The sequence below is a fragment of the Bradyrhizobium sp. ISRA430 genome, from assembly GCF_029909975.1.
Taxonomy (GTDB): domain Bacteria; phylum Pseudomonadota; class Alphaproteobacteria; order Rhizobiales; family Xanthobacteraceae; genus Bradyrhizobium.
The window spans coordinates 7,715,507-7,728,675 of sequence record NZ_CP094516.1; the positions used below are offsets into that span (position 1 = coordinate 7,715,507).

The 13,169-nt window shown below is 63.2% G+C and carries 1 protein-coding gene; it reads left to right on the forward strand.

Annotation, left to right across the window (positions count from 1 at the left end):
• Window positions 1-51 precede the first annotated feature (51 nt).
• Complete coding sequence (locus MTX21_RS36255) at window positions 52-12,978, forward strand: non-ribosomal peptide synthetase (protein WP_280969230.1); 12,927 nt, start codon at window positions 52-54, stop codon at window positions 12,976-12,978.
• The last annotated feature ends 191 nt before the right edge of the window (window positions 12,979-13,169 follow it).

Here is a 13,169-nt window from a genome sequence, read left to right on the forward strand (position 1 = left end):
TCCAGCCTAAGCACTTTGGCTAAACTATCCCCACAAGATCGCTCGGAGTATTTGGTAACGGCTTGGCTGATCTATCTCGCTCGGATCACGGGGGAAAAAGAATTTCAACTGGGATGGAAGCCTGCATGGGATGGATTGCAAACTGGCTCCAAACTCGTCGAGGTGTTGATCGCCTCCGTCGTGCCGATGGATGTTTGCATTGAGCTTGCTCATGATTTTGAAGAAGTGCGCAAAACCGTAGCGGCCGAAGTCGCTCAGCTGAGGACGCACGCTAGCTTTGCCCGGGATCTTATCGCGCGTTGCCCGACATTGAGAGGTGTGGAGGCGCTACGGGCGCGCCAGCCTTGGCCGATTGGCATTGCAATCACGACAGAGAGCTGTTCCGTCGCTGACGATCTGACGACGAGCCACAAAACGGGCCAAGCCTTATGCGGCAATTTGCTGACTTTTGAGGTTCGCGCTCCGGATGGGAGCTTCCGCTGGCATTTTGATGCCGCTCGATTGGCGACGAAGCAGATTGACCGCATGACGCAGCATTTGCAAACGTTGTTGCGCGGCGTGATGGACGATGCGGGGCAGGCTGTCGGCCGAATCGACATTCTGCCAACCGACGAACGCGCGTATCTACTGGAGGATTTGAATCGGACGGCGGCGCCTTATTCGTTTGAGCGATGTATCCATGAGCTATTCGAGGAGCAGGTGCAAAAGGCACCGGAAGCGGTGGCGGTGGTCCATGAGAAGGAGAGACTGAGCTATGGCGAACTCAATGCGCGGGCCAACCGGCTGGCGCATCATCTGATCGAGCTCGGGGTCAAGCCGGACCAGCCGGTAGCGATCTGCCTGGAACGCAGCCTAGCGATGGTGGTTGGTGTCTTGGCGATCCTGAAGGCCGGCGGCGCCTATCTGCCGCTAGATCCGGCTTATCCGTCGGCGCGGCTGCGGCAGATTGTCGACGATGCAGAACCGAAACTGCTGCTTTGCGATGTCGCCGGTCGAACCGCATTGGGCGCCGAAGCCGTGGCCGATATGACGGTGGTCGATCTGGAGACGGCGACCCCGACTTGGGGCGAGCGGCCGCCTTCGAACCCGGACCCGGGCACGCTTGGCCTCACATCGCGCCATCTCGCCTATGTCATCTATACCTCCGGCTCAACCGGAATCCCCAAGGGCGTTGAAATGTCGCATGGCGCGCTTGTGAATTCGCTTGCGGGGATTGGCACGTCACAACTGCGCACACTTCAATTCGCGACCCTGAACTTCGATGTGTCCTGCCAGGAATTGTTCATTTGTTGGAAGGACGGCGGAGTGCTTGTGCTCCTGCGGGAAGAGACCCGGAGGCGCTTCTCCGACCTGCTGGAATTTGTAGAGCGGGAGGCGATCGAGCGGCTTTTCCTCCCGTTCGTAGCATTGAATCATTTTGCGGAAGTCTGGAGCACGCAGCGCGTGCAGCTGCCCTCTTTAAGAGAGCTTTATACAGCCGGCGAGCGATTGCAGGCCACTCCACTGCTCAGGGCGTTCTTCGAAGCACACCCGAACGCGAGATTGATCAATCAATATGGGTCCACGGAAATCAGCGTCATTTCCGAGCACCACCTTGCGGGCGATCCGTCATGTTGGCCCCAGATGCCTCACGTGGGACGTCCAATCGCCAACACGCGGGTGTACCTGCTGGATGGCCATGGTGCGCCCGTGCCGTTCGGCGCGGTGGGCGAACTTTACATTGGCGGGGCGGGGGTGGCGCGGGGCTACCTGAACCGCCCTGAGCTGACAGCCGAGCGGTTCATCGCCAGTCCCTTTGTCGAGGGCGATCGGCTGTACCGGACCGGCGACCTGGCACGTTATCTGCCGGACGGCAATCTTGAGTTCCTGGGCCGTAACGACGATCAGGTGAAGATCCGCGGCTATCGCATCGAGCCGGGCGAGATCGTAGCAAAGCTTTGCGAGCACGCCTGGGTGCGCGAGGCGGTGGTGGTGGCGGGCCAGAACGGCGCCGGCGACAAGCATCTTATCGCCTATGTGGTCTGCGCGCCCGAGGCCGGCTCAGACGAGGGCGACGGAGGCGGGCTTGCGGGCGCCTTGCGGGCGCACTTAAGTGCGCGGCTGCCGGACTACATGGTGCCGAGTGCGTTCGTGCGGCTGGCCGCGCTTCCGCTCACGGTGAATGGCAAGCTCGATCGGAACGCGCTGCCGGCGCCGGCCGATCAGGCCTATGCGCTGGCGGCCTACCAGGCGCCGCAAGGTGCGGTCGAGACGGCGCTGGCGCAGATCTGGGCCGAGCTTCTCGGTGTCGAGCGCATCGGACGCCACGACCATTTCTTCGAACTGGGCGGCCACTCGCTCTTGGCCGTGCAGGTGTCGAGCCGGCTGTCACAGGCTGTCGGGGTCGAACTGTCGCTGTCGACGCTGTTCGCAAGGCCAGTGCTGACTGACCTGGCAGCAAGCATCGTCGAGCTGTTGAGCCGCTCCGGTCCGCAAGAGCTGCCGTCGATTGCGACCGTGTCGCGTCATGAGCCGCTTGTGCTGTCATTTGCGCAGCAGCGGCTATGGTTTTTGGCGCAGCTGAACGAAGACAGCACGAACTATCACATTCCGCTGACCTTGCGACTGCGCGGGATGCTCGACCACAGCGCCTGGCAGCGCAGCCTTGACCGTCTGTTTGCGCGTCATGAGGCGCCGCGCAGTGTCTTTGTCGCGACCCAGGGCAAGCCCCGGGTTGAGATTCTGCCCCCGGATGCGGGTCTGCCGATAGTTGAGCACGATCTGCGGGAGAGATCGGATGCGGAAGCGGCACTTTTGGATCTGTGCCAAGAAGAGGGACGCACGCCATTCGATCTTGCACGCGGTCCGCTGATCCGCGGGCGTCTGGTGCGGATGTCGGATGATGAGCACGTCTTCCTGCTGACCCAGCATCACATCGTCTCGGACGGCTGGTCGATGGGCGTGCTGCTGCGTGAACTTAGCCAGCTCTACCGGGCATTCGCGGCTGGGCAGGACGATCCTCTGCCGCCGCTTGCGATCCAGTATCCGGATTACGCCGCCTGGCAACGCCAATGGCTGTCGGGGGAACGGCTGCAGAAGCAGGCGCAGTATTGGCGCAGCGCCCTGGCAGGCACGACCCGTCTTGTCTTGCCGACGGACCGTGCGCGGCCTGCCCAGCAGTCGTTTGCCGCGGCCACGGTCCCGATCGTCATCGATGCGGATTTGACGCGGGAGCTGAAGCGGCTGAGCCTGCAGCATGGCACGACGTTGTTCATGACGGTGCTGGCGGCCTGGGCGGTGGTGCTGTCGCGTCTGTCGGGGCAGGACGATCTTGTGATTGGCGTGCCGAGCGCCAATCGGGGGCACCGCGAGATCGAAGAGCTGATCGGCTTCTTCGTCAACACGCTGGCGCTTCGGCTGGACCTGTCGGGCAAGCCAAGCGTGTCGGAGCTTCTGGAGCGGACGCGGCGCACGGTGCTGGCTGCGCAGGAGCATCAGGACCTGCCGTTCGAGCAGGTGGTGGAGATCGTGCAGCCGCCCCGGGCTCTTGATCACACGCCGTTGTTGCAGGTGATGCTGGCCTGGGAGAGCAATGCGGTTGGGTCATTGGACCTGCCGGGGCTGAGTGTCGAAGCTCCCGGCGAGGAGATTGATCAGGTCGAGTTCGATCTGGAGCTGAGCCTTGGCGAGCATGGCGAGGAGATCGCCGGAACGCTGGGCTATGCCACGGCGCTGTTTGATCAGGCGACGATCGAGCGGCAGCGTGGCTATCTGCTGGCGCTGCTGCGGGCGATGGCTGCCGATGCGCAGCAAGAGGTCCGCCGCATCGACATCCTGCCGGCCGAGGAGCGCAGCTATCTCTTGGAGGAGTTGAACCGGACGGCGGCGCCTTATCCGTCGGAACGGTGCATCCATGAGCTGTTCGAGGCGCATGTGCAAAGGGCGCCGGATGCAATGGCGCTGGTCTGCGAAGCTGAGCGGCTGAGCTATGGCGAACTCAACGCGAGGGCCAACCGGCTGGCGCATCATCTGATCGCCCTCGGGGTCAAGCCTGGGGATCGCATTGCCACCGTGCTGGACCGCTCCGCCGCTCTTGTGGTGGCGCAGCTGGCGATTCTGAAGGCGGGCGGAGTGTATGTACCGATCGATCGCGCCCTTCCATCTGCGCGACAAGAATTGTTGATGGCCGATTGTGCTGCACGCCTGGTGCTTTGCGGGGATGACCTGGTTGAGGCGACGATACCTGTTCTCGCTATTGAGCCGCTCATAGTTGGAACGGGATGTAGTAGCGATCCTGGTCTGGCGTTGAGCGCTGAGACTGCCGCATACGTCATGTACACCTCCGGCTCAACTGGCCTTCCGAAAGGCGTTGTTGTTCCTCATCGTGCCGTCAACCGGCTCGTGATCAACAGTGGATATGTGAAGGTCGATGCAGGAGATCGGGTGGCATGGGCTGGCAATCCCGCCTTCGACGCAAGCACATTCGAAGTATGGGCACCGCTGCTTAACGGTGGTTGCATTGTTGCAATGGATGCCGCCACCGTCAGGGATACTCCCAGTTTTGCCCGGGCGCTAGAACAGCACCGCGTGACATCACTGTTTCTGACAACAGCATTGTTCAACCAATATACTTCATCGATTGCTCCGACGTTGGCGCAGCTGAAGTACGTCCTCTGTGGGGGTGAGCGCGGTGATCTCGCCTCATTTCTGAGATTGCTGAAAGAAAAAGGCCCGGTACGTCTCATTCACTGCTACGGGCCCACCGAGACGACGACCTTCGCGACGTTCTGGAATTGCCCGGCTGATTTTGATGGGGCAGAGGTCCCGATCGGCCGCCCGATTGCCAACACGCGGGTGTACCTGCTGGATGGCCATGGCGCGCCCGTGCCGTTTGGTGCGGTGGGCGAGCTCTATATTGGCGGGGCGGGGGTGGCGCGGGGCTACCTGAACCGCCCTGAACTGACGGCCGAGCGGTTCATCGCCAGTCCCTTTGTCGAGGGCGATCGGCTGTACCGGACCGGTGACCTCGGGCGTTATCTGCCGGACGGCAATATTGAGTTCCTGGGCCGCAACGACGACCAGGTGAAGATCCGCGGCTACCGCATCGAGCCGGGCGAGATCGTCGCAAAGCTTTGCGAGCACGCCTGGGTCCGCGAGGCGGTCGTGATGGCGCGCCAGAGCCGCGCCGGCGACAAGCATCTGATCGCCTATGTGGTCTGCGCGCCCGAGGCCGGCGCCCCCGAGGCCGGCTCGGTCGAGGGCGATGGAGGTGGGCTTGCGGGCGCCTTGCGCGCGCACTTGAGTAGCCGGCTGCCGGACTACATGGTGCCGGCTGCGTTCGTGCCGATCGCGGCGCTGCCGCTGACGGTGAACGGCAAGCTCGATCGGAACGCGCTGCCGGCGCCGGCCGACGAGGCCTATGCGCTGGCGGCCTATGAGGCGCCGCAGGGTGCGGTCGAGACCGCGCTGGCGCGGATCTGGGCCGAGCTTCTCGGTGTCGAGCGCATCGGACGCCACGACCATTTCTTCGAACTGGGCGGCCACTCGCTCTTGGCCGTGCAGGTGTCGAGCCGGCTGTCACAGGCTGTCGGGGTCGAACTGTCGCTGTCGACGCTGTTCGCAAGGCCAGTGCTGATTGACCTGGCGGCAAGCATCCTCGAGCTGTTGAGCCGCTCCGGTCCGCAACAGCTGCCGTCGATTGCGACCGTGTCGCGTCATGAGCCGCTGGTGCTGTCGTTTGCGCAGCAGCGGCTATGGTTTTTGGCGCAGCTGAATGTAGGCAGCACGAACTATCACATTCCGCTGGCCCTGCGACTGCGCGGGGTGCTCGACCGCAGCGCCTGGCAGCGCAGCCTTGACCGTCTGTTTGCGCGTCATGAGGCGCTGCGCAGCGTCTTTGTCGCGACGCAAGGCAAGCCCCGCGTTGAGGTCCTGCCGCCGGATGCGGGATTGCCGGTACTTGAGCACGATCTTCGGCACAGAGCTGATGCGGAAGCGGCACTTTTGGATCTGTGCCAAGAAGAGGGGCGCACGCCATTCGATCTTGCGCGCGGTCCGCTGATCCGCGGGCATCTGGTGCGGATGTCGAATGATGAGCACGTCTTCCTGCTGACCCAGCATCACATCGTCTCGGATGGCTGGTCGATGGGCGTGCTGCTGCGTGAACTCAGCCAGCTTTACCGGGCATTCGCGGCTGGTCAGGACGATCCTTTGCCGGCGCTGGCGATCCAATATCCGGATTACGCCGCCTGGCAACGCCAATGGCTGTCGGGGGAACGGCTGCAGAAGCAGGCGCAGTATTGGCGCAGCGCCCTGGCAGGCACGACCCGTCTTGTCTTGCCGACAGACCGTGTGCGGCCGGCCCAGCAGTCGTTTGCCGCGGCCACGGTCCCGATCGTCATCGATGCGGATCTGACGCGGGAGCTGAAGCGGCTGAGCCTGCAGCATGGCACGACGTTGTTCATGACGGTGTTGGCGGCCTGGGCGGCGGTGCTGTCGCGTCTGTCGGGGCAGGACGATCTTGTGATCGGCGTGCCGAGCGCCAATCGGGGGCATCGGGAGATCGAAGGGTTGATCGGCTTCTTCGTCAACACCCTGGCGCTTCGGCTGGACCTGTCAGGCGAGCCGAGCGTGTCGGAGCTTCTGGAGCGGACGCGGCGCACGGTGCTGGCTGCGCAAGAGCATCAGGACCTGCCGTTCGAGCAGGTGGTGGAGATCGTGCAGCCGCCCCGGGCTCTTGATCACACGCCGTTGTTGCAGGTGATGCTGGCTTGGGAGAACAATGCGGTTGGGTCACTGGACCTGCCGGGGCTGAGTGTGGAGGCTGCTTCCGACGGGATCGATCAGATCAAGTTCGATCTGGAGCTGAGCCTTGGCGAGCATGGCGAGGAGATCGCCGGAACACTGGGTTATGTTACGGCGCTGTTCGATCGCGCGACGATCGAGCGGCAGCGTGGTTATCTGCTGGCGTTGCTGCGGGCGATGGCTGCCGATGCGCAGCAAGAGGTCCGCCGCATCGACATCCTGCCGGCCGAGGAGCGCAGCTATCTCTTGGAGGAGTTGAATCGGACGGCGGCGCCTTATCCGTCGGAACGGTGCATCCATGAGCTGTTCGAGGCGCAGGTGCACAAGGCGCCGGAGGCGGTGGCGCTGGTCTGCGAAGCTGAGCGGCTGAGTTATGGTGAACTCAATGCGCGGGCCAACCGGCTGGCGCATCACCTGATTGCCCTCGGGGTCAAGCCGGACCAGCCGGTGGCGATCTGCCTGGAACGCAGCCTGGCGATGGTGGTCGGGCTTTTGGCGATCCTCAAGGCGGGCGGTGCCTATCTGCCGCTGGACCCGGCCTATCCCAGCGAGCGGCTGCGGCAGGTTGTCGACGATGCAGCGCCGCGGCTGCTGCTTTGCGATTCCGCCGGACGCGCAGCACTCGGCCGCGAGGTGCTGGACGCTGTGACGGTGGTCGATCTGGCGACGGCCACGCCGGCCTGGGCCGACCGGCCGGATGCGGACCCTGACCCGCGCACGCTTGGCCTCACATCCAGTCATCTCGCCTATGTGATCTACACCTCAGGCTCAACCGGAACGCCCAAAGGAGCGCAGAATGAGCATCGGGCCATTATCAATCGCCTGATCTGGATGCAAAAAGCCTACGCACTCAATGCGACTGACGTTGTCTTGCAGAAGACCTCATTTGGCTTCGATGTTTCGGTCTGGGAATTCTTCTGGACGTTGCTTGAAGGGGCGAGCCTGGTGCTGGCGCTTCCTGGTGCGCACAAAGACCCCGATGCGCTTGTCAACTTGATAGTCAGCCAACGCATCACCACGGCACACTTTGTACCATCCATGCTGATCAGCTTTATTGACGCGAAGGGTGTTGATCGCTGCACATCGCTGAAGCGTCTCATCTGTAGCGGTGAGGCGCTGTCTACCTCCCTTGCGCAGAAGGTTCGTCGCGTATTGCCTTGGACCGGTCTGCACAATCTATACGGTCCCACGGAAGCTGCTATCGACGTGACGGCCTGGACTTGTCCGGCTGATTTTGATGGGTCAGTGGTCCCGATCGGGCGTCCAATCGCCAACACGCGGGTGTACCTGCTGGATGGTCATGGCGCGCCCGTGCCGTTCGGCGCGGTGGGCGAGCTTTATATCGGCGGGGCAGGGGTTGCGCGGGGCTACCTGAACCGCCCTGAACTGACAGCCGAGCGGTTCATCGCCAGTGCCTTTGTCGAGGGCGATCGGCTGTACCGGACCGGCGACCTCGGGCGTTATCTGCCGGACGGCAATATTGAGTTCCTGGGCCGCAACGACGACCAGGTGAAGATCCGCGGCTTCCGAATCGAGCCGGGCGAGATCGTCGCAAAGCTTTGCGAGCACGCCCTTGTGCGCGAGGCGGTGGTGGTGGCGCGCCAGAGCCACGCCGGTGACAAGCATCTGATCGCCTATGTGGTCTGCGCGCCGGAGGCTGCGGACGAAGGCGATGGAGGCGGGCTTGCGGGCGCCTTGCGCGCGCACTTGAGTAGCCGGCTGCCGGACTACATGGTGCCGGCGGCGTTCGTGCCGATCGCGGCCCTGCCGCTGACGCCGAACGGCAAGCTCGATCGGAACGCGCTGCCGGCGCCGGCCGACGAGGCCTATGCGCTGGCGGCCTATGAGGCGCCGCAAGGTGCGGTCGAGACCGCGCTGGCGCGGATCTGGGCCGAGCTTCTCGGTCTCGAGCGCATCGGACGCCACGACCATTTCTTCGAACTGGGCGGCCACTCGCTCCTGGCCGTGCAGGTCTTGGAGCGGCTGCGGCGGCTGTCGCTCGGGGTGGAGGTACGTACCTTGTTCGCCAGGCCGGTGCTGGCCGATCTTGCCGCCGGCCTCGGTAGTCATCACGAGGTGGCAGCCCCCGTCAACCTGATCACCGAGCAAAGCACCGCCATTACGCCGCCAATGCTGCCGCTTATTGAGCTGACACAGGGCGAGATCGATCGGATCGTCGCCACAGTGCCCGGCGGCGTCAGCAACATCCAAGACATCTATGGCCTCTCGCCGCTGCAAGACGGCATCCTGTTCCATCATCTGCTAGCCAGTCGGGGCGATCCCTACCTGATGGTGTCGCAGGTGGCGTTTGCCGAGCGTGACCTGTTGGAGCGTTATCTTGGTGCGGTTCAGCAGGTGGTGGATCGGCACGATATCCTGCGTACGGCGTTTGTTTGGGAAGGGCTGTCGAGCCCGGTCCAGGTCGTCTGGCGGCGCGCGCCGCTACACGTGAGCGAAGTCGAGCTGGACGGCTGCGAAAGCTCCGGTGCCGAAGAGCTCCGGCGCCGGTTTGATCCGCGCCGGCAGCGCATCGAAATTGGCCAGGCGCCCTTGTTGCGGTTTGTGATAGCGCGCGAGCCGGACAGCAGGGGCTGGCTGCTGCTGCAGTTGCAGCACCATTTGATCGGCGATCACACGACGCTGGAGGTGATGCATACCGAGGTGCGCGCCGTGCTGGAGGGGCGCGTGCACGAGTTGTCACAGCCCCAGCCGTTCCGCAATCTGGTTGTGCAAACTCGGCTGGGCGTGAGTGCACAAGCGCACGAAGAGTTCTTCCGAAAGATGCTGGCCGACATCGACGAGCCCACCGTGCCGTTCGGGCTAAGCGAGGTCTACGGCGACGGCAGCGGCGTCGGCGAGGCGCATCGGATGCTGCCGCAGGCGCTCAACGAGCGGCTGCGCGAACAGGCGCAGCGGCTCGGGGTGAGCTTGGCCAGCCTGTGCCATCTGGCCTGGGGGCAGGTGGTGGCGCGCAGCAGCGGCCGAGAGCAGGTGGTGTTCGGCACAGTGCTGTTCGGCCGGATGCATGCGGGGGCGGGCGCCGACCGTACAATGGGTCTGTTCATCAACACGCTGCCTGTGCGGCTTGCCCTGGACGAGACCGGGGCTGCGGCGAGCGTGCGCAGCACCCACGCGCAGCTTTCCGAGCTGCTGGCGCACGAGCATGCTTCGCTGGCGCTGGCGCAACGCTGCAGCGGCGTTGCGGCGCCGGCGCCGCTGTTCAGCGCGCTGTTGAACTACCGTCACAACAGGCCGGCGGCCACGCCCGGTTTCGGAACGGATGATGTCCTGTCGGGCGTGGAATGGCTCGGCGGCGAGGAGCGCACCAACTATCCCGTAAACTTGTCGGTCGAGGACTATGGCGAAGCGCTCGGCCTGACGGCGCAGGTGGCGGAGCCTGTCTCTGCTGATCGGGTCTGCGGCTACATGCAGCGGGCGCTCGAGCAACTGGCCGAGGCGCTGCAGCATGCCCCCAACATGCCGGTGCGCGAGCTCGACATCCTGCCGGCCGAGGAGCGCAGCTATCTCTTGGAGGAGTTGAACCGGACGGCGGCGCCTTATCCGTCGGAACGGTGCATCCACGAGCTGTTCGAGGCGCAGGTGCACAAGGCGCCGGAGGCTGTGGCGCTGGTCTGCGAAGCTGAGCGGCTGAGCTATGGTGAGCTCAACGCACGGGCCAACCGGCTGGCGCATCATCTGATCGCCCTCGGGGTCAAGCCGGACCAGCCGGTGGCGATCTGCCTGGAACGCAGCCTGGCGATGGTGGTCGGGCTTTTGGCGATCCTCAAGGCGGGCGGTGCCTATCTGCCGCTGGACCCGGCCTATCCCGGCGAACGGCTGCGGCAGGTTGTCGACGATGCAGCGCCGCGGCTGCTGCTTTGCGATGCCGCCGGACGCACAGCACTCGGCCGCGAGGTGCTGGACGCTGTGACGGTGGTCGATCTGGCGACGGCCACGCCGGCCTGGGCCGACCGGCCGGATGCGGACCCCGACCCGCGCGCGCTTGGCCTCACATCCAGCCATCTCGCCTATGTGATCTACACCTCAGGCTCCACGGGGACCCCAAAGGGCGTCATGATCCAGCATCGAGGGCTGGTCAATCTGCTGTTGGCTCAACTCGGCCTTTTTCGCGCTTCTTCTAAGAGCCGAGTCGTGCAGTTCGCCTCCATTGGATTTGATGCAAGCGCTTGGGAGCTTGTTATGGCGTTTGGCTCTGGAGCCGCATTGCACTTGCCTGCGGATGAGATCCGTCAAGCGAGTAACAAGCTATCGGATTATCTCCGAAGCGAAGCTATCACCCATGCGACGTTACCCCCCGCGTTGCTACCGGCAAGCAAGAATCTGGGATGTTTGGCTTCGCAAGTTCTCATTCTTGCTGGCGAGCTGCCGAAGGCTGAACTCATCCGAAGTCTCGCCCAGGCATCAATTGTCAACGCTTATGGCCCGACCGAGACAACAGTTTGCGCGACGGTCTGGAATTGCCCTGCCGATTTTGATGGGGCAGTGGTCCCGATCGGGCGCCCGATTGCCAACACGCGGGTGTACCTGCTGGATGGCCATCGCGCGCCCGTGCCGTTCGGCGCGGTGGGCGAGCTTTACATCGGCGGGGCGGGGGTGGCGCGGGGCTACCTGAACCGCCCTGAACTGACGGCCGAGCGGTTCATCGCCAGTCCCTTTGTCGAGGGCGATCGGCTGTACCGGACCGGTGACCTCGGGCGTTATCTGCCGGACGGCAATATTGAGTTCCTGGGCCGCAACGACGACCAGGTGAAGATCCGCGGCTACCGCATCGAGCCGGGCGAGATCGTCGCAAAGCTTTGCGAGCACGCCTGGGTCCGCGAGGCGGTCGTGATGGCGCGCCAGAGCCGCGCCGGCGACAAGCATCTGATCGCCTATGTGGTCTGCGCGCCCGAGGCCGGCGCCCCCGAGGCCGGCTCGGTCGAGGGCGATGGAGGTGGGCTTGCGGGCGCCTTGCGCGCGCACTTGAGTAGCCGGCTGCCGGACTACATGGTGCCGGCTGCGTTCGTGCCGATCGCGGCGCTGCCGCTGACGGTGAACGGCAAGCTCGATCGGAACGCGCTGCCGGCGCCGGCCGACGAGGCCTATGCGCTGGCGGCCTATGAGGCGCCGCAGGGTGCGGTCGAGACCGCGCTGGCGCGGATCTGGGCCGAGCTTCTCGGTGTCGAGCGCATCGGACGCCACGACCACTTCTTCGAACTGGGCGGCCACTCGCTCCTGGCCGTGCAGATGCTCAGTCGAGCATTAGAACTTGGGCTGAGCTTTAGCGCTGCCGACCTCTTCCAAACCCCTGTTCTGAAGGAATTTGCATCAAAGATTCATGTGGAGCCACAGCCCAGTAGCCGAGGGGTGATTTCCGTTCGATCAACCGGATCGCAGCCACCGCTGTTCTTTGTCCCCACAGGTTTTGGGGATTGTTCCTATGTCTTCGGTTTGGTAGCGGAAATGGATGTAGATTGCCCCGTCTACGCTCTGCCGTGGCCGCCCTTCAATGACGTTTGTTCACCAACTCTTGAGACGATGGCCGCAGAGGTGATCCTTGCGATTAAAGAGATCCAGCCACGAGGCCCATACCGCTTTGCTGGATACTCATCAGGTGCAATCCTGGCCTATGCAATCGCCGAGCAATTCCTGAGCATCGACGAACTTGTATCATTCATGGCGTTCATCGATGTTAGTTCACCTGCAGATTCTTCTGGCGCATCACATATCAATTTGGCTCGAGAATTTGTTTTGGAGCGTTGTGGAATCTCGCGCGATGAATATGGCGAGGTTTTCGAACGACACCCTGAGCAATGTTCCATTTTTGAGTTGCTCGAAAAGGCGCAGCAAATGGGAGCGTTACCTCCAGACCACGATCTCCACGGCGATGTTTCGATGTATCAAAGGGCCGCGACATTTCACCGGGCGCTACACTCGTACCGAGTGCCGTCGCTCCCGATCGAGATACATCAGTTTTATGCCAGTGAGCCTCTTATCAGCCCTGAGGTACAACCTGACGAACAACTGCATCGCAAGGCAAACTCGCCAAACAAGGGTTGGGACTTGGTTTTGAATGCGGGGGCCATTCATGCGGTCCCAATGCCAGGCAACCACACCACAATGGTAAGCAATCCAGAAAACCGGCAAGTTCTGGCTCGGGCCATTTCAGCTGCCTTAATCGGGACTATCGAATAGACCCAAAGAACTTTCTCCGAAAGCTGAGGGTTCGAAGGTTGGTCTCGAGCTCCGGCGCTGCTCGGATAAGGGCGGAAGCTAATCATTTCTTTATGTTTATGTCAGGGATCGCTGACATCCCGAAATGTTGGCGATCGCCGACCTTTTAAGGTGTCAGCGATCGCTTACACATGACAGTAAGCGCACGCTGA